Annotated in this window: 24 protein-coding genes and 2 tRNA genes; 11 read left to right on the top strand and 15 right to left on the bottom strand. The window is 59.7% G+C overall.

The genetic code is table 11. The features are described from left to right. The first annotated feature begins 4 nt into the window (after positions 1-4). Positions 5-958 carry a hypothetical protein gene (locus ICY20_RS19485; protein WP_159955394.1) on the top strand — a complete coding sequence of 318 codons (954 nt, stop codon included), beginning with the start codon at positions 5-7 and terminating at the stop codon, positions 956-958. A 127-nt stretch (positions 959-1,085) separates the two neighbouring features. On the opposite strand, the gene dinB is transcribed toward ICY20_RS19485, so the two are convergent. After that, entirely contained in the window at positions 1,086-2,144 is a 1,059-nt protein-coding gene (gene dinB, locus ICY20_RS19480) for a DNA polymerase IV (RefSeq protein ID WP_159955790.1), read from the bottom strand. A gap of 279 nt (positions 2,145-2,423) precedes the next feature. On the opposite strand from dinB, the gene ICY20_RS19475 reads away from it, so the two are divergent. The 4 genes from ICY20_RS19475 (at position 2,424) to ICY20_RS19460 (ending at position 6,959) form a co-directional block, all read left to right on the top strand. Continuing rightward, positions 2,424-2,500 (top strand) — tRNA-Met (locus ICY20_RS19475). 193 nt (positions 2,501-2,693) lie between these two features. After that, a tRNA-Met gene (locus ICY20_RS19470) sits at positions 2,694-2,770 on the top strand. A 266-nt stretch (positions 2,771-3,036) separates the two neighbouring features. Next, positions 3,037-5,679 (top strand): bifunctional lysylphosphatidylglycerol flippase/synthetase MprF, encoded by a 2,643-nt coding sequence (gene mprF / locus ICY20_RS19465; RefSeq protein ID WP_194938382.1) that lies wholly within the window; start codon positions 3,037-3,039, stop codon positions 5,677-5,679. Continuing rightward, on the top strand, positions 5,679-6,959 hold the full coding sequence (locus ICY20_RS19460; RefSeq protein WP_159955390.1) for a virulence factor family protein: 1,281 nt from the start codon (positions 5,679-5,681) through the stop codon (positions 6,957-6,959). Before mprF ends, ICY20_RS19460 begins: the two co-directional genes overlap by 1 nt. Before the next feature lie 139 nt (positions 6,960-7,098). Here ICY20_RS19460 and recJ read toward each other — a convergent pair whose 3' ends face one another. Then, positions 7,099-8,808 (bottom strand): single-stranded-DNA-specific exonuclease RecJ, encoded by a 1,710-nt coding sequence (recJ, locus tag ICY20_RS19455; RefSeq protein ID WP_194938381.1) that lies wholly within the window; start codon positions 8,806-8,808, stop codon positions 7,099-7,101. A gap of 172 nt (positions 8,809-8,980) precedes the next feature. Then, positions 8,981-9,523, bottom strand: coding sequence for a YaeQ family protein (locus ICY20_RS19450; RefSeq protein ID WP_003238901.1), 543 nt, complete (start codon positions 9,521-9,523; stop codon positions 8,981-8,983). A 147-nt stretch (positions 9,524-9,670) separates the two neighbouring features. On the opposite strand from ICY20_RS19450, the gene ICY20_RS19445 reads away from it, so the two are divergent. Both ICY20_RS19445 and ICY20_RS19440 read left to right on the top strand, forming a co-directional pair. Continuing rightward, entirely contained in the window at positions 9,671-10,870 is a 1,200-nt protein-coding gene (locus ICY20_RS19445) for a CaiB/BaiF CoA transferase family protein (protein WP_159955386.1), read from the top strand. Further along, complete coding sequence (locus tag ICY20_RS19440) at positions 10,870-11,754, top strand: TIGR02285 family protein (protein WP_194938380.1); 885 nt, start codon at positions 10,870-10,872, stop codon at positions 11,752-11,754. The genes ICY20_RS19445 and ICY20_RS19440 overlap by 1 nt, the downstream gene beginning before the upstream one ends. A gap of 174 nt (positions 11,755-11,928) precedes the next feature. On the opposite strand, the gene ICY20_RS19435 is transcribed toward ICY20_RS19440, so the two are convergent. After that, positions 11,929-12,213 carry a DUF3509 domain-containing protein gene (locus ICY20_RS19435; protein WP_159955382.1) on the bottom strand — a complete coding sequence of 95 codons (285 nt, stop codon included), beginning with the start codon at positions 12,211-12,213 and terminating at the stop codon, positions 11,929-11,931. Positions 12,214-12,526: 313 nt separating this feature from the next. Between ICY20_RS19435 and ICY20_RS19430 the strand changes: the two genes are divergently transcribed. Then, positions 12,527-12,727, top strand: a complete 201-nt coding sequence (locus ICY20_RS19430; RefSeq protein WP_122514192.1) for a hypothetical protein — start codon at positions 12,527-12,529, stop codon at positions 12,725-12,727. Between the two features lie 85 nt (positions 12,728-12,812). Here the strand turns inward: ICY20_RS19430 and thrC are convergent, their stop codons facing one another. The 10 genes from thrC to ffh form a co-directional block, all read right to left on the bottom strand. Beyond that, complete coding sequence (thrC, locus tag ICY20_RS19425; RefSeq protein WP_159955380.1) at positions 12,813-14,222, bottom strand: threonine synthase; 1,410 nt, start codon at positions 14,220-14,222, stop codon at positions 12,813-12,815. A 67-nt stretch (positions 14,223-14,289) separates the two neighbouring features. Continuing rightward, on the bottom strand, positions 14,290-15,594 hold the full coding sequence (locus tag ICY20_RS19420; protein WP_194938379.1) for a homoserine dehydrogenase: 1,305 nt from the start codon (positions 15,592-15,594) through the stop codon (positions 14,290-14,292). A gap of 129 nt (positions 15,595-15,723) precedes the next feature. Beyond that, entirely contained in the window at positions 15,724-16,455 is a 732-nt protein-coding gene (locus ICY20_RS19415) for a thioredoxin fold domain-containing protein (RefSeq protein WP_124525023.1), read from the bottom strand. 139 nt (positions 16,456-16,594) lie between these two features. Continuing rightward, positions 16,595-17,491, bottom strand: coding sequence for a site-specific tyrosine recombinase XerD (xerD, locus tag ICY20_RS19410; RefSeq protein ID WP_159955374.1), 897 nt, complete (start codon positions 17,489-17,491; stop codon positions 16,595-16,597). 151 nt (positions 17,492-17,642) lie between these two features. Beyond that, positions 17,643-18,056, bottom strand: coding sequence for an acyl-CoA thioesterase (locus ICY20_RS19405; RefSeq protein WP_194938378.1), 414 nt, complete (start codon positions 18,054-18,056; stop codon positions 17,643-17,645). Positions 18,057-18,138: 82 nt separating this feature from the next. Beyond that, the gene (gene rplS / locus ICY20_RS19400; RefSeq protein WP_003175895.1) at positions 18,139-18,489 is read right to left on the bottom strand and encodes a 50S ribosomal protein L19; all 351 of its coding nucleotides are present in this window, start codon (positions 18,487-18,489) and stop codon (positions 18,139-18,141) included. Positions 18,490-18,534: 45 nt separating this feature from the next. Next, a complete protein-coding gene (gene trmD / locus ICY20_RS19395) occupies positions 18,535-19,308 on the bottom strand; it encodes a tRNA (guanosine(37)-N1)-methyltransferase TrmD (RefSeq protein ID WP_172681501.1) in 774 nt (257 codons plus the stop codon). Continuing rightward, on the bottom strand, positions 19,290-19,826 hold the full coding sequence (gene rimM / locus ICY20_RS19390; RefSeq protein WP_056858695.1) for a ribosome maturation factor RimM: 537 nt from the start codon (positions 19,824-19,826) through the stop codon (positions 19,290-19,292). Before rimM ends, trmD begins: the two co-directional genes overlap by 19 nt. A gap of 5 nt (positions 19,827-19,831) precedes the next feature. Then, positions 19,832-20,083 carry a 30S ribosomal protein S16 gene (rpsP, locus tag ICY20_RS19385; RefSeq protein WP_045059142.1) on the bottom strand — a complete coding sequence of 84 codons (252 nt, stop codon included), beginning with the start codon at positions 20,081-20,083 and terminating at the stop codon, positions 19,832-19,834. A 250-nt stretch (positions 20,084-20,333) separates the two neighbouring features. Beyond that, on the bottom strand, positions 20,334-21,710 hold the full coding sequence (ffh, locus tag ICY20_RS19380) for a signal recognition particle protein (RefSeq protein WP_003193965.1): 1,377 nt from the start codon (positions 21,708-21,710) through the stop codon (positions 20,334-20,336). A 234-nt stretch (positions 21,711-21,944) separates the two neighbouring features. Here ffh and ICY20_RS19375 point away from each other — a divergent pair, with 234 nt between their 5' ends. The 3 genes from ICY20_RS19375 (at position 21,945) to ICY20_RS19365 (ending at position 25,678) form a co-directional block, all read left to right on the top strand. Beyond that, complete coding sequence (locus ICY20_RS19375) at positions 21,945-22,757, top strand: cytochrome C assembly family protein (RefSeq protein ID WP_407692635.1); 813 nt, start codon at positions 21,945-21,947, stop codon at positions 22,755-22,757. Between the two features lie 12 nt (positions 22,758-22,769). Further along, the gene (locus ICY20_RS19370; RefSeq protein ID WP_159955368.1) at positions 22,770-24,008 is read left to right on the top strand and encodes a transporter associated domain-containing protein; all 1,239 of its coding nucleotides are present in this window, start codon (positions 22,770-22,772) and stop codon (positions 24,006-24,008) included. A gap of 356 nt (positions 24,009-24,364) precedes the next feature. Then, entirely contained in the window at positions 24,365-25,678 is a 1,314-nt protein-coding gene (locus tag ICY20_RS19365) for an MFS transporter (RefSeq protein WP_159955357.1), read from the top strand. Between the two features lie 106 nt (positions 25,679-25,784). Here the strand turns inward: ICY20_RS19365 and purT are convergent, their stop codons facing one another. After that, positions 25,785-26,966, bottom strand: coding sequence for a formate-dependent phosphoribosylglycinamide formyltransferase (gene purT, locus ICY20_RS19360; RefSeq protein ID WP_159955355.1), 1,182 nt, complete (start codon positions 26,964-26,966; stop codon positions 25,785-25,787). Positions 26,967-26,983 lie beyond the last annotated feature (17 nt).

Here is a 26,983-nt window from a genome sequence, read left to right as displayed (position 1 = left end):
AGTCATGTTCAAGCGAAACACCAGAGCCCTGGGGGGCGCCGCTTTGTGCGGCGCCCTGCTGGTCAGCGGCTGCGCCAACCAGATGTCGCAACGCAGTGAGCACGAGGAGCGGGTCGAGCGTAAGTTGCTCGACCACAGCCTGCAGATCGATGTGGGCGACCCCAAAGTGCTTGAGCTGCCGCAACGTCGAGTGCGCATTCACGAGCAAAAGACCTTTGAGGTCACCGAGTTCGAAGTCACACGTCGTTACGACCGCTACACCCCCTACCAGCCCTGGCGCAAACTCTATGAGATGCCGCTGGGAGCGGTAGCCCTGGTCGCGGGCGCGGGCGCCAACGTGGCGAATATCTTCGCCCTCGGCCACCTGCCCAGCAGCATGACTCACGACTGGCTCACCTACGGCGTGGACGGCCTCAACCCGTTCATGAACGTGCAATCCCATGGCCGTGCGCAGCAGAACCTGGCGGGCATCGATGAAGTCCAGCGCGACAAGCGTACGGAGTATTCGAGCCTGCCCTGGAGCGAGCGCCCGGTGCAGGTCACTGCTGGCAAGCACGTCCATGAGCTGACCACCGACCGTAACGGCGTATTGCGCCTGAACCTGTTGGACAGCCCATTTGCCGAGCAGGACTTGAACCGCGTCAGCGCCTTGAAGATCAGCGTGGAAGATGGCCAGGACGATGTGCACTCGGACTCGACCCTGGCGATTAGCAGCACCTTGCGTGGCAAGCTGCTGGAAGCCCACGGCCTGATCTATGACGACCTGGAAGATGACGAAGTGAGCCAGTGGGTTCACCGGGTCAAGCGCCTGTCGGAGTTGGGGCTGGAAGAAGAGGCCAGTGAGCTTGAACAGAGCTTGATCGAGTTGACCCGCAATGATCCTGAGTTGCAGCAAGAGTTTTTGCAGGCCCTGACCAAGGATGCGGGGCGACTGGTGGCAGATCCCGGCGCTCGCTGACATTTTACAAACGCAGCAAATCCAAATGTGGGAGCTGGCTTGCCTGCGATGGCATCACCTCGGTGTTACTGAAATTCCGAGGTGCCTGCATCGCAGGCAAGCCAGCTCCCACAGTTTTATCCGGTTTCTACCAGGAGAACTCCAACTGTTCGTTGCCGCTGCTCAGGTCAAGCAAGCGCACACCAATCCCCAACAACCGCACCGGCTTGCCTCCCCGATTAAACGCCTGCGTCAGCAGCTGTTGATAACTCTCCAAATCCCGCCCCGCCCCCGCCTGCTCCAGGGTTGTCTGGGTAAAGTCATGAAACTTCACCTTCACAAACGGCTTACCTGCACGGTAACTGCTGTCGATGCGCGCAATGCGCCCGGCCAGGGTTTCCATCAGTTCGGGCAGCTTGGCCAGGCAGCTTGAGAGGTCCGGCAAGTCTACGTCGTAGGTGTTTTCCACACTGATTGACTGACGACGGCTGTCGTTTTGCACCACACGGTCATCAACCCCACGGGCCAGGCTCCAGAGTCGCTCACCGAAACTGCCAAATTCGCGCACCAGCGCCAGCTTGTTCCATTCGCGCAATTGCAGGCAGTCTTCGATACCCAAACGCGCCAGCTTGTCGGCGGTAACCTTGCCTACGCCATGCAATTTGCTCACGCGCAATTGGGAGACGAAGTCTTCGACCTGATCCGGAGTAATCACAAACAGGCCGTTGGGTTTTTTCCAGTCGCTGGCAATCTTGGCCAGAAACTTGTTCGGCGCCACGCCGGCAGACACGGTGATGTGCAACTGGTTGGAGACGCGGCGGCGAATGTCCTGGGCGATGCGCGTGGCACTGCCCCCAAAATGCGGGCTGTCTGAGACATCCAGATAAGCTTCATCCAGCGACAATGGCTCGATCAGGTCGGTGTAGTCGCGAAAGATCGTCTGGATTTCCTTCGAGGCTTCCTTATAGGCATCCATACGCGGCTTGACGATGGTCAGGTCGGGGCACAGCTTCAAGGCATGGCGCGATGACATGGCCGAACGCACGCCATACGCCCGTGCTTCGTAATTACACGTAGCGATCACCCCCCTTCTGTCTGCGGAGCCCCCCACCGCCAGCGGCTTTTGCGCCAGGTTCGGGTCATCACGCATCTCGATGGCGGCGTAGAAACAGTCACAGTCGACGTGGATGATTTTGCGCTGCGTCATATAAACAGAGGGTTGATTCAACGGATCGCCAGTATCGCACTCACCCCTGTATATAGCACCAGTAGTTTGAATCTTCCGCTTAAGAGGTAGGAATCTTCGTTGATGAATTTATTTTTTCAATCGAATCAGGGTTCCCAATAGAGCTGAAACCCTCGGCCACACTGGCCCGGAGGGCTGTTACCCTCCTCCTTGGAGAGCTAACCGATTGAACCACAAGCGCTTTTCTTAGAATCACAGGTTGACACACTCGCGTTCCTCTGTAGAATGCCGACACACAGACGCGGGATGGAGCAGTCTGGTAGCTCGTCGGGCTCATAACCCGAAGGTCGTCGGTTCAAATCCGGCTCCCGCAACCAAACATCAAAAAAGGCTACTCGAAAGAGTGGCCTTTTTTGTGCGTGTCTGTTTTTGATTGTTGGACAAAAACCTTTGTCTATCGCGCACTTAACGTACGCAGCAGGCAATCAACGATTAATTCGCACTTATTTGACCGATACATCTATTAACGGTTGACACCCCGCCACTTGGCTGTAGAATGCCGCCCACAGACGCGGGATGGAGCAGTCTGGTAGCTCGTCGGGCTCATAACCCGAAGGTCGTCGGTTCAAATCCGGCTCCCGCAACCAAACATCAAAAAAGGCTACTCGAAAGAGTGGCCTTTTTTGTATCCGGCGAAAAAGTTCTTCTGAAACAATGGCATGGCATCTTTCATGAAACCGTTTACGGTTTGTAGAGTCCATCTCATCGCAAGCTATGCTTACTCCTCTACGACCAATGGCCGCTGTCGCCGCACCCGGTGATACGCGTTAATATTTGTAATTATTTTGTCCATAGGGATTGGTAACTTGGCTGGATACCTCCATCCTGTCGCGCACAATCCACGAGGTGATTGATGCGCGCCAACTCGTCTGAACCACAAGACACCGTCACAGCAGAACAACCGATCACTCCCACCCGCTTGCGTTGGCTGGATCTGTTGAGCAAGTACCGCCAACCCATTGGTTTGGCCGTCACCTTGTTGCTGTTCGCAATCGCCCTGATCGCCTGCCGACACCTGCTGCTGGAACTGGATCTCTACGCGCTCCACGATTCGATTCTGGAAGTGCCCAAGCCTGCCCTGTTGGGCGCGTTTGCTGCTGGGGTCGCCGGGTTCATCATTCTATTAGGCTATGAATTTTCCGGTGCTCGTTACGCGGGCGTGAAATTGCCGGCGAAGACCCTGGCCATGGGCGGCTTTACGGCCTTTGCCATCGGCAATGCCATTGGCCTGTCGATGCTCTCGGGCGGCTCGGTACGCTATCGCTTATATGCCCGCCATGGCATCGGGGCGTCCGAAGTTGCCCACATGACTGTGTTCGCCAGCCTGGCCCTGGGCTGCGCCCTGCCGCCGCTGGCTGCATTGGCGACGCTGAGCAACCTGCCGGCCGCCTCGACTTACCTGCATTTATCCCAAGGTTTACTCGGCGGCATTGCGGGTGCCGTATTGGCCTTGTCGGCCATGTTGTGCATTGGCATTTATCGCCGTCGGCTGCCGGAACAACCCTACCCAGACAACCTGCTGGTCAAGGCCGGCCGTCGTACCCTGCGCCTGCCGGGCCGACGCCTGACCTTCCTGCAACTGATCATCACCGCCCTGGACGTCGCCGCTGCCGCTACCGTCCTTTATATGCTACTGCCAGAAGCCCCGCCCTTCGGCCCATTCCTGCTGGTGTACCTGCTGGCCCTCGCGGCCGGTGTGCTCAGCCATGTGCCGGGGGGTGTCGGCGTATTCGAAGCGATTTTGCTTGCCGCCTTCGCCGATAAACTTGGCGCCGCGCCCTTGGCCGCCGCTCTGTTGCTGTACCGCATGATCTACGTGGTGCTGCCGCTGCTGATCGCTTGTGTGTTCTTGCTGATCAACGAGGCTCAGCGCCTGTTCCAGACCCAACAAAGCCTGCGGGTGGCCTCGGGTCTGGCGGCACCGGTGTTGGCCGTACTGGTTTTTTTGTCCGGCGTGGTCCTGCTGTTTTCCGGCGCCACGCCCGAAATCGACTCACGCCTGGAAAACATCGGTTTCCTGATTCCCCACCGCCTGATTGACGCCTCGCACTTTGGCGCCAGCCTGATCGGCGTGTTGTGCCTGCTGCTGGCCCAGGGCCTGCGTCGGCGTTTGTCGGCGGCCTGGATGCTGACCATGGTGTTGCTGCTGGTGGGCGCCCTGCTGTCGCTGCTCAAGGGTTTCGACTGGGAAGAAGCCAGCCTGATGACCATGACCGCGATCCTGCTGGCGATCTTCCGCCGCTCGTTCTACCGCGCCAGCCGCCTGACCGAATTGCCGTTCTCGCCGCTGTACCTGGTGGCCAGCGTGTGCGTGCTGGGGGCTTCGATCTGGCTGCTGCTGTTTGCCTATCAAGACGTACCCTACAGCCACCAACTGTGGTGGCAGTTCACCCTCGACGCCAACGCCCCTCGCGGCCTGCGCTCCCTGCTAGGTGCCGCCGTACTGCTGGTGATCGTGTCGCTGACCTGGCTGCTGCGCACCGCGCGCCCGGTGATCCACCTGCCGACGCCGGACGAACTGGAGCGCGCCACCAAGATTTTGATGGCCTCGTCCCAACCCGACGGCGGCCTGGCGCTCACTGGCGACAAGGCACTGCTGTTCCACCCCAATGATGAAGCTTTCCTCATGTACGCCCGCCGCGGGCGCAGCCTGGTAGCCTTGTACGACCCGATCGGGCCGACCCAACCACGGGCCGAGATGATCTGGCAGTTCCGCGACCTGTGCGACATTCACCATGCGCGCCCGGTGTTCTACCAAGTGCGGGCAGAGAACCTGCCGTACTACATGGACATCGGCCTCACCGCGATCAAGCTGGGCGAAGAAGCCCGCGTGGACCTCAAACGCTTTGACCTGGAAGCCAAGGGCAAAGAGATGAAAGACCTGCGCTACACCTGGAACCGTGGCACCCGGGATGGCTTGTCCCTGGAGATCCATGAACCGGGCATGGCGCCGATGGATGAGCTCAAAGTCATCTCCGACGCCTGGCTGACCGGCAAGAACGTGCGGGAAAAGGGCTTTTCCCTGGGTCGCTTCAGCGATGACTACCTCAAGCACTTTCGCATGGCGATCATTCGCTTCGAAGGGCGCCCGGTGGCGTTCGCCAACCTGCTCGAAACCTACAACCATGACCTGGCCAGCCTCGACCTGATGCGCGCCCACCCGGACGCGCCCAAGCTGACCATGGAGTTCATGATGGTCGGCCTGATTCAACACTATAAGAGTCACGGTTACGCCCGCTTCAGCCTCGGCATGGTGCCGTTGTCGGGCCTGCAACCGCGCCGAGGCGCACCGTTGACCCAACGCCTGGGCTCGATGGTGTTCCGCCGTGGCGAGCAACTGTATAACTTCCAAGGTTTGCGCCGCTTCAAAGACAAGTTCCAGCCTGACTGGGAACCCCGTTACATGGCCGTGCCCGCAGGACTTGATCCGCTGGTGGCACTGGCCGATACCGCCGCCCTGATCGCGGGCGGCTTGACTGGATTGGTGAAACGCTGATGATTCGACGTTCCTGGCGGTATGTATTGGCCGTTGTAGTGCTGCTCGCCCTTATTGCGGCTGGCGGCTTTTGGTACTGGAACCGCCCTGCCCCGCAGCCGACCCTGGAGCAGTTGCCCCAGGCCGACGGCTCGGTGATGACCCGCGTAACCCCAAACGGTACGCCAAAAGCACGCGTGGCCGTGGCTGTAATGGCCGACGAAACCCTTACTGACAGCCAACTGGTTGCCCTCAGCCAGGGCGGCAAAGCGCAGATTGTTCAGGTGGTCCTGCCTAAAGATGACTGCAAACTGCAGGAACAAGCACTGCAAGGCGCCTTGGGCCAGCTCAAGGGCCCGGCGACGCTGGTCAGCGGCATCGGCCCTGGCGCAGCGCTGGCATGGCGCTGGCTGGCCACCCAGAACGACGACAAAGCAAACGCCATCTCAGTCGGCTTCGCCCTGGTGCAGGAAGGTTGTAAAGACCCACTGCCGAAAACGGCTGCCCACGGCAATTGGCTGGTCGCGTGGAACGACAACCCTGACGATGAAAGCGCCAGTTTCGTACGCGATACACCACGCGCCACCACCAGCATCAGCGACTACGACATTCATTACCCGCAAGTGCTGAACAACGAGCTGCGCAAGCAACTGGTGGGCTCGGACAACGGCGGCCTGGCGATCCCAGTGGTCGAAGTGCCAGCCGGCCAAGCGAAAGACACCGTGACCTTGTTTCTCTCCGGTGACGGCGGCTGGCGCGACCTGGACCGCGATGTGGCCGGCGAGATGGCCAAGATCGGCTACCCGGTGGTGGGCATCGACACCCTGCGCTACTACTGGCAGCACAAAACCCCTGAGCAAAGTGCCAAAGACCTGACCGAACTGATGCAGCACTACCGCCAGAAATGGGGCACCAAGCGCTTCGTGCTGACCGGTTATTCGTTCGGTGCAGACGTGCTGCCCGCGATCTACAACCGCATGCCAGAAAACGAGCAGCAGCGTGTGGACGCAATCATCCTGCTGGCGTTTGCGCGTACTGGCAGTTTTGAGATCGAAGTGGAAGGTTGGTTGGGCAACGCGGGCAAAGAAGCCGCCACCGGGCCGGAAATGGCCAAGCTGCCACCTGAAAAAGTGGTGTGCATCTACGGTGAGGAAGAGGTCGACGAGAGTGGTTGCACCGACAAGACTGCCGTAGGTGAGGCGCTGAAGTTGCCAGGTGGGCATCACTTCGATGAGAACTATCCGGCGCTGGCGAAGCGGTTGGTGGATATCATTGTGAAGCATCAGGCCAAAGCCGAGTAATCACTGGCTGCATGCAATACAAAATGTGGGAGGGGGCTTGCCCCCGATGGCGGTGTGTCAGTCAACCAATTCAGTGACTGACACTCAGCTATCGGGGGCAAGCCCCCTCCCACATTGGGTTTCCGGTTTCGCCAAATAATCAGCGTGGTTCGATATGGGCAATCATCAGCTGTACGGTTTCATTGCCCCGAAACTCATTCACATCCAGCTTGTAGGCCAACTCCACCCACTTCACCGTCGGGTTCGGCCACACCTCGCGATCTACGCCAAACGCAATGCCCTCGAGCTTCACCGACCCGCATTCGGTCTTGAGCACCACCTTCAGGTGCCGCTCCCCCACTACGCGCTGCTCCACCAACTGGAACACACCATGAAACACCGGCTCGGGAAAGTGCTGCCCCCAAGGGCCGGCGTGGCGCAACGCGCGGGCCAGCTCCAGGTGAAACTCTTCCACCGCCAGGGTGCCATCGGACAGCAAACGCCCGGTCAGGTCTTCTTCGCGCAATTGCCGACGCACTTCGGCGTCAAAGGCTTCGGCAAACAGTGGGAAGTTTTCCTCGGGCAGTGTCAGCCCCGCCGCCATGGCGTGACCGCCGTACTTGGCAATCAGGGTGGGATGCTGGCTCGCAACCACTGCCAGGGCGTCTCGGATATGAAAGCCCTGCACAGAGCGCCCTGAGCCCTTGAGCAGGCCGTCACCCGCGTCGGCAAAGGCGATGGTCGGGCGGAAGTAACGCTCTTTCATACGCGACGCCAGAATACCGATCACGCCTTGGTGCCACTCCGGGTCGAACAGGCACAAGCCGTAAGGCATCGACTCCACCGGCAGGTCCTTGAGCTGGGCCAAGGCCTCGCGCTGCATGCCTTGCTCGATGGATTTGCGGTCCTGGTTCATGCCGTCCAGTTGCGCGGCCATTTCCCGTGCGGCGGCAAAGTCGGTGGTGAGCAGGCATTCGATGCCCAGGCTCATATCATCCAGGCGCCCTGCCGCATTCAGGCGGGGCCCGAGGATAAAGCCCAAGTCAGTCGACGTGATGCGTGCGGCGTCGCGCTTGGCCACTTCGAGGATCGCCTTGATCCCCGGCCGCGCACGACCGGCGCGAATGCGCTCCAGGCCTTGGTGCACGAGGATGCGGTTGTTGGCGTCCAGCGGCACCACGTCAGCCACGCTACCCAGGGCCACCAGGTCGAGCAGTTCGCCGATATTCGGCTGGGGTTTGTTCTCGTACCAGCCCAGGCTGCGCAGGCGCGCACGCAGGGCCATCAACACATAGAAGATCACGCCAACACCAGCCAGCGCCTTGCTGGGGAACTCGCAACCTGGCTGGTTCGGGTTGACGATGGCGTCCGCCGCCGGCAGCTCATCGCCCGGCAAGTGGTGGTCGGTAACCAGTACCTGCAACCCCGCCGCTTTCGCCGCTGCCACGCCTTCGACGCTGGAGATGCCGTTATCCACAGTGATCAATAACTGCGGCTCGCGTTGCAGGGCCACGGCGACGATTTCCGGCGTCAGGCCGTAGCCGTATTCGAAACGGTTGGGCACCAGGTAATCCACATGGGCCGCCCCCAGCAAACGCAGGCCCAGAGTGCCCACGGTACTGGCGGTGGCGCCATCGGCGTCGAAGTCGCCGACGATCAGGATGCGCTGGCGCTGCTCCAGAGCCGTCACCAGCAGGTCCACCGCTGCGTCGATCCCCTTGAGTTGCTGATAGGGAATCAACCGCGCCAGGCTTTTATCCAGCTCAGCTTCGGACTGCACCCCGCGTGCGGCATATAGGCGGGTCAACAGCGGTGGCAATTCACCGAGGAATGGCAGGACGGCGGGCAACGGGCGGGGATCGATACGCATGGGGTGGCGGGAGCTTCTCTTCGATACAACGGTTAAACAGAAATGTTGAAAACGGTACAGGCGCTATGTGGGAGCTGGCTTGCCTGCGATAGCATCACCGCGGCGTAACTGTTACACCGAGGCGCCCGCATCGCAGGCAAGCCAGCTCCCACACAAACCCGTTCCTGCAGCTTCAGCCGCGCTCGCCGACCAGCCATTGCAGTTGCACTTCATGCTGGCCGCGATCGTCGGTCACGAAAATGGTGCCTTCGCTGATCATCACATCCCACTTGATCACGCGGGGCATGTCCTTGGCCAATACCTCGAGGATTTCCTGGGGTACGGCAGCGATGTGCACGTTTTTCAGGTTGTTCGCCACCGGCACCACTTTGCCTTCCCACACACGCAGGCTGCCGTAGGCCAGCAGGCTGGTGCGTTCGGTGCGGCGCGAGCACCAGGTCAGGCGGTCGGCATCGGGCTGGCCGACTTCGATCCAGTGCAGCACCCGATCGTCCAGGCTTTTTTCCCACAGGGCAGGTTCGTCTACATCTGACAGGCCGCGACCGAAAGCCAACTGCTCGTTGTACCAGAGGGCGTAGGCCAGCAGACGCACGGTCATGCGCTCTTCGGTTTCCGAAGGGTGGCGGGCGATGGTCTGTTTGACGCTCTCGTACACCGAACGATCAAGGTCGGTGAGGTTGAGTTCGAATTTGTAGGTCGTGGACGGCTGGGCCATGAACGGGCTTCTAGAGACAGGGAAAGGCGGCCAGTCTAACCGATGGCGGGGCCATTCAACGAATCTGCGCTGCATCATCCTTATCACTGCGCCGCTCGCCTATGTTAAAACGCATCACACCCTCGCCCTGCGCAGCCAAGGATCCTCATGTCGTTTAATGCCAAACCGCTTGCTGGCCTGAAAGTCGTCGAACTCGGCACCCTGATCGCCGGCCCGTTCGCTTCGCGTATCTGCGCCGAATTCGGTGCTGAGGTGATCAAGGTCGAATCCCCGGACGGCGGCGACCCGCTGCGCAAATGGCGCAAGCTCTACGAGGGCACTTCGCTGTGGTGGTTTGTGCAAGCGCGCAATAAACAGTCGCTGACGCTAAACCTCAAGCACCCGGATGGCCTGGCTATCCTCAAGCAGTTGCTGGCAGACGCCGACATCCTGATCGAAAATTTCCGCCCTGGCGTGCTGGAAAAACTCGGCCTGAGCTGGGAAACCCTGCACGCGTTGAACCCCAAACTGGTGATGGTGCGTCTCTCCGGCTTTGGCCAGACGGGCCCAATGAAGGATCAGCCTGGGTTTGGTGCGGTGGGCGAATCCATGGGCGGGCTGCGCTATATCACCGGCTTCGAGGACCGCCCGCCCGTGCGCACCGGCATTTCCATCGGCGACTCCATTGCCGCCCTGTGGGCGGTGATCGGCGCGCTGATGGCGCTGCGTCACCGTGAAGTCAACGGCGGCCTCGGTCAGGTGGTGGATGTGGCGCTGTACGAAGCGATCTTCGCCATGATGGAAAGCATGATCCCCGAGTTCGACGTGTTCGGCTTTATTCGCGAGCGCACCGGCAACATCATGCCAGGCATTACGCCCTCCTCGATCCACACCAGCGCCGACGGCAAGCACGTGCAGATTGGTGCCAACGGCGATGCGATCTTCAAGCGCTTCATGTTGGCCATCGGCAGGGAGGACTTGGCCAACGATCCGCAGCTTGCCAGTAATGACGGGCGTGATGGCCGTCGTGACGAGCTGTATGGGGTCATTGATCGCTGGGTCAACTCACTGCCGCTGGACCAGGTAGTCGAAGCGTTGAACAAAGCCGAGGTGCCCGCGAGCCGCATCTACAGTGCCGAGGACATGCTGGGCGACCCGCAATTTCTCGCCAGGGAGATGTTCCTCAAGGCCCAGCTTCCCGATGGCAAGGACTTCAAGATGCCAGGCATCGTGCCCAAACTGTCCGAAACGCCCGGCAGTTGCGAATGGGTGGGGCCGCAACTGGGTGAACACAACAACGTAGTGCTCAACGGGCTGGGTTATGACGCAGCTGCCATTATCCGTTTGCGTGAGGAAGGCGCGATCTGATGGCCCTAAGATGCAAACGCTGGCTCATGCAGCTATGCCTCAGCGCCGGGATACTGGTTGGCTGGCCTGTGAACGCGCACGCCGAGGACACGCTGATCTGGTTGCTACGCGATTTGCCGCCGCTGACTATTTTCGAAGGGCCACGAAAGGGCCAGGGCGCACTGGACCAATTGCTGCCGATGCTGATCGAGCGTTTGCCGGAGTATCAGCATCAGGTGTTGCACGTGAACCGCGCGCGGGGCACTCAGATGTTGCGCGAACCCTCATTCACCTGCGACCCATCGCTGCTGTGGACACCGGAGCGGGCGAAGTACGTGGTGTTTTCCAGGCAGGCATTTGTGGTCGCCAGCAATGGGGTAACGATCCGGCGCAACCAGCAGGACGCCATGGCCCCTTACATCGCGCAGGGCCAATTCGACCTGCAGGCATTTCTCGACGCTCATAAAGCGCGAGTAGGTGCCATCGCGGAGCGCAGTTATGGGCCGGTAATCGATGAGCGCCTCAAATATGCTGACGCTCACAAACTGGCGCTTCACTACGGCAACGATGCCTTGGGCAGCCTGTTGCAGATGCAACGCCTTGGGCGGCTGGAAGCGGTGTTGGGGTACTGGCCCGAGATCCGCTATCACGCGATGCAACAAAGCATCGCTTCCGAAGACTTGAGCTTCTACCCCATCAAGGGCTCCGCGCCTTACCAGCGCACCCATATCGGTTGCTCGGACACACCCCAAGGGCGCCAGGCCATCGAGCGGATCAACCAGGTAATGCGCGAGGTCCCACAGGAGCAGGTACAACAGTCCTACGCCTCGTGGCTGGACCCGGTGATGCGCGAGCGCTACTTGCAGGACAACCCGAGTTTTTTCCTGGACTCGCCGGAACCGTGACGAATCGCGGGCAAAAAGAAACCCCGAAGAGTGGGGAGACACTTCGGGGTTAAACGTGGCCTGTAAATAAAGACCAGTACAACAAGGCACAAACACCGGAGCACAATGTTTGCGCTTGCTGTTATGAAATCTGACCGGCCACGTTGTAGGAAGTTTCCATCTATAAACAATTCTTCATGCAGCGGCGGCGCTGCGGGTCTGGGCAGCGCTGCGCAGGGCCGCAATGACTGAGGGTTCCAGGCGCCCTTCGGCGATTTTAATGTCGCGCAGCAGGCAGTCCACTACATCCACCAACACGCGCTTATCCATCAATTGCGCCCGGTCGACTTCTCGCTCGACGACGATAGCGCCAGCAGGGTTCTTCACGGTCACCAGGCACTCGTCCTGCACACCAGCGGTGGTCAGCGTAACCTGATAAGGGCTCAGTGCTTCTTCGAGCAATAGGCTGATACTTTCCATCTCGATCACCACTCAATAGTTCGGGAACAATCGGTTCAACGGGAGCTGCATCTATCCTAAGTGACTGTTTGTGACGTAGGAAAGTTCGCTTTATCGTCTTTATGGGGCCGTCAGGGGGTGACGGATTCCAGCATGCGCTTGCAACATGACAGGGAAAAAACGGCGCACATAAATGCTTACGCAATGGGCGGCTGTTTTGGGGTTTGCCGAGGGCTGAAGCCCGAGGTGAATCCTATACTCGGTGAGCGTCGATCACTCTGTCTTGTAGGCAGGGGCGCATGTCAAAAGGCCCTTATTGCGAAGGATGAACATGATGTTGGAACACAACAAAGAACAGGCTGCGCTAGAGAAGATTCACGCTGATATCTCACGCATCTACGCCGAGCAACGCAAACTCAACGCCGAAGCTCACAAGATTACCCGTGAGAATTTCTGGTACCCAATGGGCGTCGTCATGGCCATGTTTACGGTTTTCAGCAGCGTGCTGGCGATCGCGCTGAAAATACTAACCTGAACATCACGCAGATCGGGCCGCCCAGAAACAAAAAACGCCGCTGGCCCAGGAAGGGAAAGCGGCGTTTTTGTCTACGCGGTCCGCCTTACAACGGCTTGCCCCGGTTGCCATGCTGGCTCACAAACGCCTGCACAGCCTTCAGGTCATTGGCCAACACCGTGCAACGCTCTTCACGCTCGAACAGGTCGGTCAGGTGCACCGGCAACTCCAGTGCCTTGCCAACGCCAGCCTTCTCCACCGCTTCCGGGAATTTAACCGGGTGCGCGGTCCCCAGGATCACCATCGGGATATCCAGGCTGCGACGGCATTCGCGGGCGGCCTTCACACCGATGGCGGTGTGCGGGTCCAGCAGCTCGCCGGTCTGGGCGTAGACATCGGCGATGGTTTCGCAGGTTTGCGCGTCGTCCACGGCCAGGGAGTCGAACAGCTTGCGGGTTTCGGTCCAGCGCTCTTCATCCACGCTGAAACCGCCACCGCTCTTGAAGGTGTCCATCAGGCCGGCAATCGCCGCGCCGTTGCGACCGTGCATGTCGAACAACAGGCGTTCGAAGTTCGACGAGACCATGATGTCCATCGACGGCGACAGCGTAGCGTGCAGGGTTTCCTTCACGTACTGATTGCCGCTCATGAAGCGGTGCAGGATGTCGTTGCGGTTGGTGGCGACGATCAACTGGTTGATCGGCAGGCCCATGTTGCGTGCCAGGTAACCGGCAAAGATATCGCCAAAGTTGCCCGTCGGCACCGAGAACGACACTGAACGCGCCGGGCCGCCCAACTGCAGGGACGCGTGGAAATAGTAGACGATCTGGGCCATGATCCGCGCCCAGTTGATCGAGTTCACCGCCACCAAGCGCGTGCCTTTCAGGAAGCTCTGGTCGGCAAAGCTGTTCTTGACCATTTCCTGGCAGTCATCGAAGTTGCCTTCGATGGCGATGTTGTGGATGTTCTCACCAAAGATGGTGGTCATCTGGCGACGCTGCACTTCCGACACACGCTTGTGTGGGTGCAGGATGAAGATGTCGACGTTTTCGCAGTGCTTGCAGCCTTCGATGGCGGCCGAGCCGGTATCACCGGAGGTCGCGCCGATGATCACCACGCGCTCGCCGCGCTTTTGCAGCACGTAGTCGAGCAGGCGACCCAGCAGTTGCAGGGCGAAGTCCTTGAACGCCAGGGTCGGGCCGTGGAACAGCTCCAGCACCCATTCGTTGCCATTCAACTGGCGCAATGGGGCGATGGCGCTGTGTGAAAACACGCCATACGTCTCTTCCAAAATCTTCTTGAAGTCCGCGTCCGGAATGCTGCCGGTGACGAACGGGCGCATTACCCGGAACGCCAACTCGTGGTACGGCAGGCCAGCCCACGAAGCGATTTCTTCCTGGGTAAAACGTGGCAGGTTTTCCGGCACGTACAGGCCGCCGTCAGTGGCAAGGCCTGCCAGCAAAACGTCTTCGAAATTCAGGGCCGGTGCCTGGCCGCGGGTGCTGATGTAACGCATGACTGGCTCCTCTAAAACATTCTCGAACAGAGGCCGCCGCTCGCACGGGGCCTCTGGAACAAATCGGTTAGTTCAAGTGCTCGACGCGGATGCGCACCACAGGGCCAACCACGCCTTGCAGGGCTTCCAGGGCGGCGATGGCATCGTTCATGTGCTGCTCGATCACGCGATGGGTCAACAGGATCATCGGCACCTGGCCGTTTTGCTCCTCGACTTCCTTCTGCATGATCGACTCTATGTTGATACCGCGCTCCGACAGGATGCTGGCAACCTGGGCCAACACGCCCGGGTGGTCCTGAGCCTGGATGCGCAGGTAGTAGGCGCTCTCGCAGGCATCGATCGGCAGGATCGGGTGAGCCGACAGCGAATCCGGCTGGAAGGCCAGGTGCGGCACGCGGTTTTCCGGGTCGCTGGTCATGGCGCGAACCACGTCCACCAGGTCGGCGATCACCGACGAAGCGGTTGGCTCCATGCCGGCACCGGCGCCGTAGAACAGCGTGGAGCCGGCAGCGTCACCGTTGACCATCACGGCGTTCATCACGCCATTGACGTTGGCGATCAAGCGATCGGCCGGGATCAGCGTCGGGTGCACACGCAGCTCGATACCGGCTGGGGTGCTGCGCGCGACGCCCAGGTGCTTGATGCGATAGCCCAAGGCTTCGGCGTAGTTCACGTCGGCGGTGGTCAGCTTGGTGATGCCTTCGGTGTAGGCCTTGTCGAACTGCAACGGAATGCCAAAGGCGATGGACGCCAGGATGGTCAGCTTGTGGGCGGCGTCGATACCTTCCACGTCGAACGTCGGGTCGGCTTCGGCGTAACCCAAAGCCTGGGCTTCGGCCAGCACGTCTTCGAAGGTACGGCCCTTCTCGCGCATCTCTGTCAGGATGAAGTTACCGGTGCCATTGATGATGCCGGCGACCCAGTTGATGCGGTTGGCAGACAAGCCTTCACGGATCGCCTTGATCACCGGGATACCACCGGCCACGGCGGCTTCGAACGCCACGATCACGCCCTTCTCGCGGGCCTTGGCGAAGATCTCGTTGCCATGCACAGCGATCAGCGCTTTGTTGGCGGTGACCACGTGCTTACCGTTCTCGATGGCCTTGAGCACCAGCTCGCGAGCCACGGTGTAACCACCGACCAGCTCGATGACGATATCGATCTCGGGGTTGGTGGCAACGGCGAAGACATCGTTGGTAATCGCAATACCGGTCGTTTCGAACTGAGGCTTTGGCGAACGCGTGGCAATTTGTGCCACTTCAATCCCACGGCCTGCGCGGCGGGAAATTTCTTCAGCATTACGCTGAAGTACGTTAAAGGTGCCGCCACCGACGGTCCCTAACCCACAGATGCCTACTTTGACCGGTTTCACTGAAGAACTCCCCATGAAACGGCCGACGCTAGGTCGGCCGTGGAAAACAGCCGCACGACTGCGGCTTGCAATTAACGACCCGTCGACGCGTCAACGGGCCTTGATCGTCGATGCTTCGACGATGCTGGTTTATTTGGCACCGAGCGCCAGTTTGGCAACTTGTGGTGCCGGCTGGTAGCCCGGAATCACCTGACCGTCAGCCAAAACGATGGCCGGTGTACCGTTCACGCCAATAGACTGGCCGAGGGCGAACTGCTTGGAAACCGGGTTGGCGCATTTGGCCGCCTTGATTTCCTTGCCATCGACCATCTTGTCCATGGCAGCCTTTTTATCGGCCGAACACCATACCGCCTGCAACTGCTCATCACCCGGCGAGCCCAGGCCCTGGCGCGGGAACGCTACGTAGCGTACTTCAACGCCCAGCTTGTTCAGCGCAGGCACTTCGGCGTGCAGCTTGTGGCAGTACGGGCAGGTGGTATCGGTGAACACGGTAATGTGGGTCTTGGTCTCGCCAATGGCCGGGTACACCACGGTTTCAGCCACTGGAATACCGTTGATGAGCTTGGACACGCCCAGGCGCTCGGCCTTCTCGGTCAGGTTGACGGGTTTGCCGTCTTTCAACTGGAACAGATAGCCCTGCACGATGTACTGGCCGTCGGCGCTGGCGTACAGCACGCGGCTGCCCTTGAGTTTGACTTCATACAGACCGGCCATGGGGCTGGCGCTGATGCTCTCGATAGGCGTGTCGAGTTGCAGGTTGGCCAGGCTCTTGCGGATGGTCTGCTCGGCGGCGTCATCGGCGAAGGCAAAGGTGGAAACCAACGCAATGGCTGCGGCGGCGATAATCTGGGTCAAGCGCATGGAAACTCCTGAAGGCAGATGCAGGGACGGGAAGGTACACCGCTTGTAAACACAGCTCTGGGCCGTCCCCTGTACTAACCGGCAAAGCCTACCACAGTTGGGCCGCAGGGCAGCCCGCAGTGGCTTAAATTGGCGTTTTTCAACCCCGCGGATGGTGCTTGGCGTGCATATCCTGCAAGCGCGCGCGTGCAACGTGGGTGTAGATCTGGGTTGTGGATAAGTCGCTATGGCCGAGCAGCATTTGCACGACCCGCAAATCCGCACCATGGTTGAGCAAATGCGTAGCAAAAGCGTGACGTAATGTGTGGGGCGACAGGCTCTTGCCGATACCTGCGACCTTGGCCTGATGCTTGATACGGTGCCAAAAGGTCTGGCGGGTCATCTGCTCGCCGCGCTGACTGGGAAACAGCACATCACTGGGGCGCCCGCCGAGCAATTCACTGCGCCCGTCACGCATGTAGCGCTCAATCCATACAATTGCCTCCTCCCCCATCGGCACCAGGCGCTCCTTACTGCCCTTGCCCATTACCCGCAGCACGCCCTGGCGCAGGTTGACTTGCTCCAGGGTCAGGCTGATCAGCTCGGTAACCCGCAGACCGCAGGCGTACAAGACTTCAAGCATGGCGCGGTCGCGCTGGCCGATGGCTTCGCTTAAGTCTGGTGCGGCGAGCAAGGCCTCGACGTCCGCTTCGGACAAGGATTTGGGCAACGGCCTACCGAGCTGCGGCATATCGACTTGTAGGGTCGGGTCGAGGGCGACCAGTTTTTCCCGCAGCAAATAACGATAAAACCCACGCACACCGGAGAGAAATCGCGCGGTAGAGCGGGGCTTATAGTTTTGCTCCAGGCGCCAGGCCAAGTGGTCGAGGATCAGCTCTCGACCGGCGTTGAGCAGTTCGAGGTTTTTTTCCTGTAGCCAGCCGTTGAACAAGGCCAGATCGCTGCGATAGGCCTGGCGAGTATTGTCCGAGAGGCCTTTTTCCAGCCAGAGGGCGTCGAGGAATCGGTCGATCAGGGGGTGGTCAATGGCGGGCATGGGGGCTCAGGCGGATTTCTGTAGTGTCTGTTAGATCCTATCGCAGGCAAGCCAGCTCCCACAGGGTTTTGTGTCAGGCCACTCATTTGTGACAGGCATCGGTCAAATGTGGGAGCTGGCTTGCCTGCGATAGCCGCAACTCGGCCTCAGATCAGTCTACAAACCCAGGCAACACCGGCACCGGCCGCTTGTCAGCATCGATGGCCACGAAGCTGAACACACCCTGGATCGCTCGCTCACGACCGTCGGCGCTCATGCTTTCCACGAACACCTCCACTTCAACCTTCATGCTGGTGTTACCCACCTTGACCACCCGGCCGATCAGCTCAACGATAGAGCCCGCCGGGATCGCATGATTAAAGTCGATACGGTCGGTAGACACCGTCACCAGTGGCAACCGGCAAAAACGCGTGGCGGTAATGAACGACACTTCATCCATCCAGGCCAGTGCAGTGCCGCCAAACAGGGTGTTGTGATGGTTCGTGGTCGGCGGGAACACGGCTTTGGTCACATGAGTAACGGACAGATCGGTACGACGCTGGATTTCTTCGAGGCGGGTGGTCATAAACAATTACCGGCAAATAGACAAATTTCAGGCACAAAAAAGCAGCCCGTAGGCTGCTTTTTTCTGCATCGGGAAGCTGGACTTAAGCCAGTTTTTCCTTGATGCGAGCTGCTTTACCGGACAGGTCACGCAGGTAGTACAGCTTGGCTTTACGTACGTCACCGCGACGTTTAACGGCCATGCTGTCGATTTGCGGGCTGTAGGTCTGGAAAGTACGCTCTACGCCAACACCGTTGGAGATTTTACGAACAGTGAAAGCACTGTTCACACCACGGTTACGCTTGGCGATTACCACGCCTTCGAACGCTTGCAGACGCGAACGGTCGCCTTCCTTCACTTTCACCTGAACGACAATAGTGTCGCCCGGGGCAAAGGTAGGGATCTCTTTGGTCATCTGCTCTGCTTCGAGTGCAAGGATGATTTTGTTAGTCATGCTGTGCTCCTAAGGTAAGTCAATGGACCTACCATCGATACGTTGTTAACTATCGTCCCGCGCGAGGATGTATTCCTCGAGCAGCTTCTTCTCTTCTCCAGAAAGCGAGCGGCTTTCCAGAAGATCGGCGCGTCGTTCATAGGTCCGACCAAGGGACTGCTGTAAACGCCAACGCCGGATGTGTGCGTGATTGCCACTTAGCAATACGTCGGGAACACGCTGATCCGCATACACCTCCGGTCGGGTGTAGTGCGGGCAATCCAGCAAACCATCCGTGAAGGAATCTTCCTCCGCGGAGTCCGCATGCCCTAAAGCTCCAGGCAGCAGTCGTGTAACCGCATCTATCAGGACCATCGCCGGCAGCTCGCCGCCAGACAGGACATAGTCCCCAATCGACCACTCTTCATCGACATGAGCATCAATAAAACGCTCGTCAATGCCTTCATAGCGACCGGCAATCAGGATCAGTGCTTCCTCATTCGCCAGTTCGCGGACCCCAGCCTGTTTCAGCTGACGGCCTTGAGGGGACAGGTAAATTACCTTCGCCTTCTCCCCGGCAGCAGCCTTGGCCTGGGCCAACGCGTCTTCCAGGGGCTTGATCTTCATCACCATGCCCGGGCCACCGCCAAATGGGCGATCGTCCACAGTGTGATGTCGATCCGTCGTGTAGTCTCGCGGGTTCCAACAGGTGAGCTGCAACAGCCCCTGCTTCACCGCCCGACTGGTGATGCCGTACTCGCTGATGGCGGAGAACATCTCGGGAAACAAACTGATCACTTCAATGCGCAAATTAGCCACGCTTAGAAGTCCGCGTCCCATTCCACCTTCATCTCGCCTGCGGCCAGGTCGACAGCCAACACACATTGCCCGGTATAGGGCAGCAAGCGTTCGCGATCATCCAGGCTGCCAGCGCAAGGCTTGACCACCATTACATCATTGGCGCCGGTTTCCAGAAGGTGATCGATTTTCCCGAGCAATTGCCCCAGTTGATCAATAACCTTCAGACCTTCCAGCTGGTACCAGTAGTACTCGCCGTCGGTCAATTCAGGGAACAGGTTGCGTGGCACGCAGATCTCATAACCGGCCAGAAGACGAGCTTCTTCACGATCATCAAGACCTTTGAGCTTTGCGACCAGGAACTTATCGCTCCCGCGTCCACTGACCAGCTCGACCTGTTTCACACTACCCTCGCGCTTGAGCGTCCAGGTTTTGTACTGCAACAGGTTTTCAGTCGGATCAGTAAAGGAATACACCTTCACTTCGCCGCGAACGCCATGAACAGAGTAAATCTTGCCGATAACGATCAAATCATCAGCAACAGCTGGCGTCGCGTTCATATTGCTCAGGCTGCGGCCTTAGCCGAGTCCTTCAACAGCTGAGCAACACGCTCAGATGGTTGTGCACCAACGCTCAGCCAGTAGGCTACGCGCTCTTGGTTCACGGACAGACGAACTTCTTGACCACGAGCAACCGGGTTGAAGAAACCAACCTGTTCCTTGTGCGAACCGTCGCGCGGGTTGCGGCTGTCGGTTACGGTCAAGTGGTAAAACGGGCGCTTTTTGGAGCCGCCAAGGGCAAGACGGATTGTTAGCATGTGAACATCGTTCCTGTAGTCGGTGCTGCAAATCTAAATGCACAGCGGGCATAGGTGCCCGAAAGGCCGCATATTCTAAGGAATATCCGGACTTTTGCAAATGTCTTTTTCTGGCGCCTATCAGCGTGCCATTCAGATCTGCTATAGAGCCGTCGATTAAAACGGCGAATCAGCCCCCGCCAACGGCGGGTTTGCTGGAGATCCCACATCCCTGTGGGTCAGAGCGCAAGCGTGCTTGCGCTCGAATACTTTACATTTTAGGCATGCCGCCGCCGGGCAACATACCGCCCATGCCGCGCATCATTTTGGCCATACCGCCCTTGGCGGAGAATTTCTTCATCATCTTCTGCATCTGCTTGTGCTGCTTGATCAAGCGACCGATGTCCTGCACCTGGGTGCCGGAACCCATGGCGATCCGGCGTTTGCGCGAACCGCTGATCAGCTCAGGGTCACGGCGCTCAGCCGGGGTCATGGAATTGATGATGGCTTCCATCTGTTTGAACTGTTTCTCTGCCGCGCCCTGGGCATTGCCCATTTGCGCCAGGTTCACACCGCCGATGTTCGGCAGTTTGTCCATCAGGCCGCCGAGGCCGCCCATGTTCTTCATCTGCTGCAGCTGGTCGCGGAAGTCTTCAAGATCGAAGCCCTTGCCCTTCTTCAGCTTCTTGGCCAGTTTGTCGGCCTTGTCCTTGTCGAGGGTGGCTTCGGCTTGCTCGATCAGGCTGAGTACGTCGCCCATGCCGAGGATGCGCGAGGCAATACGCTCAGGGTGGAACGGCTCAAGCGCTTCGCTCTTCTCGCCCATACCGATGAACTTGATCGGCTTGCCAGTAATGGCACGTACCGACAGCGCGGCACCGCCACGGGCGTCACCGTCGACCTTGGTGAGGATCACGCCGGTGAGCGGCAGTGCGTCGCCGAAGGCCTTGGCGGTGTTGGCCGCATCCTGGCCGGTCATGGCGTCGACCACGAACAGCGTCTCGACCGGGTTGATCGCAGCATGCAACGCCTTGATCTCGCCCATCATCTCTTCGTCGATGTGCAGGCGACCGGCGGTATCGACGATGACCACGTCAATGAACTTGAGCTTGGCTTCTTTAATAGCCGCGTTGGCAATGTCGACCGGCTTCTGGCTCAGGTCGGACGGGAAGAAGGTCACGCCGACTTCGCCTGCGAGCATTTCCAGCTGCTTGATGGCCGCCGGACGGTAGACGTCGGCCGACACCACCATCACCGACTTCTTCTTGCGCTCTTTAAGGAAGCGCGCCAGCTTGCCGGCGGTGGTGGTTTTACCCGCACCTTGCAAACCCGCCATCAGCACGACGGCCGGTGGCACGGCGCTGAGGTTCAGGTCTTCGTTGGCCGCGCCCATCAGGCTTTCGAGTTCGGCCTGGACGATCTTCACGAATGCCTGGCCAGGCGTCAGGCTGCGGGACACTTCAGTGCCCACTGCGCGCTCTTTGACCGAGTTGACGAAGTCCTTCACCACCGGCAAAGCGACGTCGGCTTCGAGCAACGCCATGCGCACTTCACGCAGGGTGTCTTTAATATTGTCCTCGGTCAGCTTGGCCTTGCCGGTTACGTGGCGCAGCGTCTGCGAGAGACGGTCAGTCAAGTTTTCAAACATGCGCGATCCTTTCAGGCCCTACTCATCGAAATGCAGTGGTAGACCGAGGTAATGACGGCCCAGGCTGTGGTAAATCGCTATTAAAAACAGCGCTCGGCGAGCCTGCGGCGTGGGCAGGTCGCGGATTATAGCGAAGACTGCCGCCATGCACACCCGCTGTCTGGCCTGAGAGTCTTTCGTGTTACGCAGGGGTATGCCAAACTCAGCGCCTTTCGGGCTTGCCTAACAGGATTTATGCTCCCTTTGTCACCCAGTTTGCTACCCAGCCTCGCCGCCGCCCTTTTGTATGCCGCTGCGACTCTTTATCAGGGCACTCGTCTGGCCCAAGGCACCAAGGCGGACAAACGCCTGTTGGTCGGCCTTGGCGTCTTTGCCCTGCTGGCTCACGCTGCCAGCCTGTTTACCCACCTGATGACCCCCGTCGGCCTGGGCCTGGATTTTTTCAGCGCCGCCAGCCTGATTGCGGCTGCCGTCATCGGGCTGACCTTGATGGCCTGTTATCGGATTCCCGTCGAGAACCTGCTGGTGCTGCTGTTCCCGCTGGGCATGCTGACGGTGCTGATCGCGCAATTCGCCCCCACCGGCACGGTGCAGGTCATTGATGAAGAGCCGGGCATCCTCGCTCACATTCTGTTGTCGATCCTGGCCTACGGCATGTTCACCATCGCGGTGTTCCAATCCCTGCTCCTGCTGTTGCAGGACCACCAGCTCAAGCACAAGCATCCCTCTGGCCTGATCAAGAATTTCCCGCCGCTACAAACCATGGAAAGCCTGCTGTTCGGTTTCCTGTGGGCCGGTTGGACGTTGCTGTCGCTGTCGCTAATCTCCGGTTGGCTGTTCGTCGAGAACCTGTTCGCCCAGCACCTGGTACACAAAACCCTGCTGGCGTGCCTGGCCTGGGTAGTGTTCAGCGTACTGCTGTGGGGCCGTAATCGCCTCGGCTGGCGTGGGCACAAGGCAATCCGCTGGACCCTGGCCGGCTTTTGCCTGCTGATGCTGGCCTATTTTGGCAGCAAGCTGGTCCGCGAATACATCCTGCATATCTGACGGGCAACGATCATGGACAACCTGCCCCTGGAACCGATGCTCGCCGTAATCGCCTTGCTGGTGTTATGGGCCGGGCTGTTTACCGCCATCGAAGCCGCCCAGCAACATTTGCTGGCCCTGCGCCCTGGCACACGCCAGGGTGACAAAGCCGCCGCCCGCCTGAACTTCCCACGCCACAGTTTGATCCTGTGCAACAGCCTGTGCCGAGCTGCGGTGGTGATTCTCTGCACATTGCTGGCGATCTATGCCTGGGCGCAAAACGGCCCATGGCTGGGCTGGCTGATCTCCTGTGCCATCTTGCTGATACTCGCCGACTACCTGCCCCGCGCCCTCGCCGTACGCCATCCCCAAGCCGTGTTGGGTTTTGGCAACACGTTGCTGGGCGTGCCGCTGAAAATCCTTTACCCGTTGGCCTGGCTGCTTAACGGCATCGCTGTACTACTGCTGCGCCCATTCGCACGCAAGCCCGGCGTGGTGAAGAAAAGCGACGAACCGCTGCCCGATCATGATGACGAACCAGAGCATAACGCCGACGAAGGCCGCACGCCCGGCATGCCCGGCATCCACGCCCTGGACAACATCACCGTCAATGACATTCTGGTGCCGCGCAGCGAAGTAGACGGTATCAACCTGGATGATTCGATCGACGAGATCATCGAACAATTGCGCACCTCCCAGCGCACCCGCCTGCCGGTGTTCCACAGCGACATCAACCAGGTTGAAGCGGTACTTAATACGAGGCAGATCCAGCACCTGTTGCCGGACGCCAGCCTGACCAAGGAAGCGCTGCTGGCCGCTTGCCACGAACCCTACTTCGTCCCGGAAAGCACGCCCCTGCAATTGCAACTGCTCAACTTCCACAAGCAGCAACGGCGCCTGGGCATGGTGGTTGACGAGTACGGCGAAGTACTGGGCATCGTTACCCTGGAAGACATCCTCGAAGAAATCGTCGGCGAATTCGAGAGTGAACAGAGCGCAGACAACCCACATATCGAAGCCCAGCCGGATGGCCGCTACATCATCGACGGCGCCGCCTCGATCCGCGACCTGAACAAAAGCCTGAACTGGCACCTGCCCAGCGACGGCCCCAAGACCCTCAATGGCTTGGTGACGGAAGCGTTGGAGACGATTCCAGATTGCGCGGTATGCCTGAAGATTGGGCGCTATCGCCTGGAAATCCTTGAGACCGAGGACAACCGGGTGAGCAAGGTGTTGATTTGGCATACCAGCCGGATGCCGGTCGCGGCCTGACTATCTGATGCAACGCGGTAAAAATGTGGGAGCGGGCTTGCTCGCGAATGCGGCGGATCAGTCAACTCATCAGTGACTGACCTACCGCATTCGCGAGCAAGCCCGCTCCCACATTTGATTTGTGGTGCATCAGTTCCTCTTGTTGTATTTCAAAACCCCTTCCTATAATCCCTGCGGCTTACCCAAGCCCCGCCCGAGCGCGTGCTACCCGCACTTCAAGCGTCCAGGCACCGCTTTACCGTGTCTGACCGGTGTTGGCTCCCATCCCGAGCCACCCCGAGCACAACCCTGATCCATGGGTGTTCGACCAATAATAATCCGCGTCCAAACGCGCAATGACCGTCAGGGATACTGCCATGAGCACCACTTATAACGAGGCCGCGCCTGCCGCCGCCCCAACCAACTCGACCGCCCGCGTCGCCACGGCGAGCATCGTCGGTACCGCCATCGAGTTCTACGACTTCTATATCTACGCCACGGCCGCTGCGCTGGTGATCGGCCCGGTGTTCTTCCCACAGACCTCCGGCACCGCTCAGATGCTGGCGTCGTTCCTGACCTTCGGTATCGCCTTTATCGCTCGCCCGCTGGGCTCGGCGTTGTTCGGCCACTTTGGTGACCGTATCGGGCGTAAATCCACGTTGGTGGCATCGCTGCTGCTGATGGGCGTGTGCACCACGCTGATTGGCTTGCTGCCGGGGTACGACAGCATCGGGGCCTGGGCGCCGATCCTGCTGTGTGTACTGCGCTTTGGCCAGGGCCTTGGCCTGGGTGGGGAATGGGGCGGCGCAGCGCTGCTGGCCACCGAGAACGCACCGAAAGGCAAGCGCGGCTGGTTCGGCATGTTTCCGCAACTGGGCCCATCGATCGGCTTTTTGGCGGCCAACGGTCTGTTTTTGATCCTGGCCATGAGCCTGAGCGACGAGCAGTTCCGCAGTTGGGGCTGGCGCATCCCCTTCATCCTCAGCGCAGCCTTGGTGATGGTTGGCCTCTACGCACGCCTGAAGCTGCACGAAACCCCGGTATTCGCCAATTCGGTTGCAAAAGAAGCGCCGGTAAAAGTGCCACTGGTGGAGCTGTTCAGCCAACACTGGCTGCCGGTACTGCTGGGCGCCGCGTCGATGGTGGTGTGCTATGCGCTGTTCTACATCACCACGGCGTTTTCCCTGAGCTACGGGGTTTCAACCCTGGGCTACAGCCGCGAAACCTTCCTCGGCTTGCTGTGCTTTGCGGTGCTGTTCATGGGTTTGGCGACGCCACTGGCAGCCTTGGCCAGTGATCGTTACGGGCGCAAACCCGTACTGATCGTCGGCGCGATCCTGGCGATCCTGTCAGGCTTTACCATGGAGCCATTGCTGACCCACGGTTCGACCTGGGCCGTGGCGTTGTTCCTGGCGCTGGAGCTGTTTTTGATGGGGGTGACCTTCGCCCCAATGGGCGCGATGCTGCCAGAACTGTTCCCGACGCGCGTGCGTTATACCGGAGCTTCGGCGGCTTATAACCTGGGTGGGATTGTGGGGGCGTCAGCGGCACCGTTCTTCGCGACCAAGCTGGTGGCGATGGGTGGGCTGAGTTATGTCGGCGGGTATGTGTCGGCGGCAGCGTTGCTCAGCTTGATTGCTGTGCTGTGCCTGAAAGAGACGCGGGATAATGATTTGAACAAGGTGGCCTGATAGATCGCTATCGCAGGCTAGCCAGCTCCCACATTTGATCGCGTTTATCCTGTAGGAATGCGGTCAAAATGTGGGAGCTGGCTTGCTCGCGAAGGGCGCGACTCGGTTACAGCTCTACTGCAACAGCCTTGGAAGCACGGGTCGCCTTAGCCCGAGCCGCTTCAATCGACTCATCCCGCGCCAACGCCACACCCATCCGACGCTGACCATTCACTTCTGGCTTGCCAAACAGGCGCAACGCCGTGTCCGGCTCGCTCAAGGCTGCGCCCAGGTTGGCGAAGGCGGTCTGTGTGGACTGCCCTTCCACCAAAATCACCGCCGAGGCCGAAGGCCCGAACTGACGGATCAATGGGATCGGCAGGCCGAGAATCGCGCGAGCGTGCAGTGCAAACTGCGACAAGTCTTGGGAAATCAGGGTCACCAAACCGGTGTCATGCGGGCGCGGCGACACTTCGCTGAACCACACCTGATCACCCTTGATGAACAGCTCCACACCAAACAGACCACGACCACCCAGGGCCTCAGTCACGGCTTTGGCAACACGCTCGGATTCAGCCAGCGCAACCGGGCTCATGGCCTGTGGCTGCCAGGACTCCTGGTAATCGCCCTTCTCCTGGCGATGGCCTACCGGCGCACAGAATGTGGTGCCGCCCACGTGACGTACGGTCAGCAGGGTGATTTCGTAGTCAAAATCGATAAAGCCTTCGATGATCACCCGGCCTTTGCCGGCACGGCCGCCTTCCTGGGCGTAGTCCCAGGCTTTCTGCACGTCATCAGTGCTGCGCAGCAGGCTCTGACCCTTTCCCGACGAACTCATCACCGGCTTGACCACGCACGGGAAGCCCAGGTCTTGCACGGCCTTGCTGTAGTCTTCGAAGGTATCGGCGAAGTGGTACGGCGAGGTTGGCAGGTCCAGCTCTTCGGCGGCCAGGCGGCGGATGCCTTCGCGGTTCATGGTCAGCGAGGTGGCACGCGCCGTCGGGATCACGGTAAAGCCTTCGGCTTCCAGCTCTACCAGGGTGGCGGTGGCGATGGCTTCGATTTCCGGCACGATGAAGTGCGGTTTTTCGGCCTCGATCACGGCACGCAGGGCAGCACCGTCAAGCATATTGATCACGTGGCTACGGTGCGCAACCTGCATGGCAGGGGCGTTGGCGTAGCGATCCACGGCAATCACTTCAACGCCCAGGCGTTGCAGCTCGATTACCACTTCCTTGCCCAGCTCACCGCAGCCACACAGCAAAACGCGGGTCGCGGTTGGCGACAATGGAGTTCCGATTCGGGTCATCTCAGGTCCTCAGGGGA

This window comes from Pseudomonas pisciculturae (genome assembly GCF_015461805.1).
GTDB classification, from domain to species: domain Bacteria; phylum Pseudomonadota; class Gammaproteobacteria; order Pseudomonadales; family Pseudomonadaceae; genus Aquipseudomonas; species Aquipseudomonas pisciculturae.
The sequence above is the reverse complement of the archived record's forward strand: the minus strand, read 5'-3'. Positions and strand labels throughout refer to the sequence as shown.

Excerpts from the sequence above, each read along its gene's own strand:
- ffh (WP_003193965.1), bottom strand. The coding sequence starts at position 21,710 with ATGTTTGAAAACTTGACTGACCGTCTCTCGCAGACGCTGCGCCACGTA.
- rplS (WP_003175895.1), bottom strand. The coding sequence starts at position 18,489 with ATGACTAACAAAATCATCCTTGCACTCGAAGCAGAGCAGATGACCAAA.
- thrC (WP_159955380.1), bottom strand. The coding sequence starts at position 14,222 with ATGCGTTACATCAGCACCCGCGGCCAGGCACCGGCCCTGAATTTCGAA.
- recJ (WP_194938381.1), bottom strand. The coding sequence starts at position 8,808 with ATGCGTATCGATCCCCGCCCGTTGCCCGCCGTCCTGCCATTCCTCGGT.
- mprF (WP_194938382.1), top strand. The coding sequence starts at position 3,037 with ATGCGCGCCAACTCGTCTGAACCACAAGACACCGTCACAGCAGAACAA.
- ICY20_RS19365 (WP_159955357.1), top strand. The coding sequence starts at position 24,365 with ATGAGCACCACTTATAACGAGGCCGCGCCTGCCGCCGCCCCAACCAAC.
- ICY20_RS19435 (WP_159955382.1), bottom strand. The coding sequence starts at position 12,213 with ATGGAAAGTATCAGCCTATTGCTCGAAGAAGCACTGAGCCCTTATCAG.
- trmD (WP_172681501.1), bottom strand. The coding sequence starts at position 19,308 with ATGGGACGCGGACTTCTAAGCGTGGCTAATTTGCGCATTGAAGTGATC.
- ICY20_RS19370 (WP_159955368.1), top strand. The coding sequence starts at position 22,770 with ATGGACAACCTGCCCCTGGAACCGATGCTCGCCGTAATCGCCTTGCTG.
- purT (WP_159955355.1), bottom strand. The coding sequence starts at position 26,966 with ATGACCCGAATCGGAACTCCATTGTCGCCAACCGCGACCCGCGTTTTG.
- rpsP (WP_045059142.1), bottom strand. The coding sequence starts at position 20,083 with ATGCTAACAATCCGTCTTGCCCTTGGCGGCTCCAAAAAGCGCCCGTTT.
- ICY20_RS19430 (WP_122514192.1), top strand. The coding sequence starts at position 12,527 with ATGTTGGAACACAACAAAGAACAGGCTGCGCTAGAGAAGATTCACGCT.
- xerD (WP_159955374.1), bottom strand. The coding sequence starts at position 17,491 with ATGCCCGCCATTGACCACCCCCTGATCGACCGATTCCTCGACGCCCTC.
- ICY20_RS19405 (WP_194938378.1), bottom strand. The coding sequence starts at position 18,056 with ATGACCACCCGCCTCGAAGAAATCCAGCGTCGTACCGATCTGTCCGTT.
- ICY20_RS19485 (WP_159955394.1), top strand. The coding sequence starts at position 5 with ATGTTCAAGCGAAACACCAGAGCCCTGGGGGGCGCCGCTTTGTGCGGC.
- ICY20_RS19460 (WP_159955390.1), top strand. The coding sequence starts at position 5,679 with ATGATTCGACGTTCCTGGCGGTATGTATTGGCCGTTGTAGTGCTGCTC.
- ICY20_RS19445 (WP_159955386.1), top strand. The coding sequence starts at position 9,671 with ATGTCGTTTAATGCCAAACCGCTTGCTGGCCTGAAAGTCGTCGAACTC.
- ICY20_RS19440 (WP_194938380.1), top strand. The coding sequence starts at position 10,870 with ATGGCCCTAAGATGCAAACGCTGGCTCATGCAGCTATGCCTCAGCGCC.
- ICY20_RS19415 (WP_124525023.1), bottom strand. The coding sequence starts at position 16,455 with ATGCGCTTGACCCAGATTATCGCCGCCGCAGCCATTGCGTTGGTTTCC.
- ICY20_RS19450 (WP_003238901.1), bottom strand. The coding sequence starts at position 9,523 with ATGGCCCAGCCGTCCACGACCTACAAATTCGAACTCAACCTCACCGAC.
- rimM (WP_056858695.1), bottom strand. The coding sequence starts at position 19,826 with ATGAACGCGACGCCAGCTGTTGCTGATGATTTGATCGTTATCGGCAAG.
- dinB (WP_159955790.1), bottom strand. The coding sequence starts at position 2,144 with ATGACGCAGCGCAAAATCATCCACGTCGACTGTGACTGTTTCTACGCC.
- ICY20_RS19375 (WP_407692635.1), top strand. The coding sequence starts at position 21,945 with ATGCTCCCTTTGTCACCCAGTTTGCTACCCAGCCTCGCCGCCGCCCTT.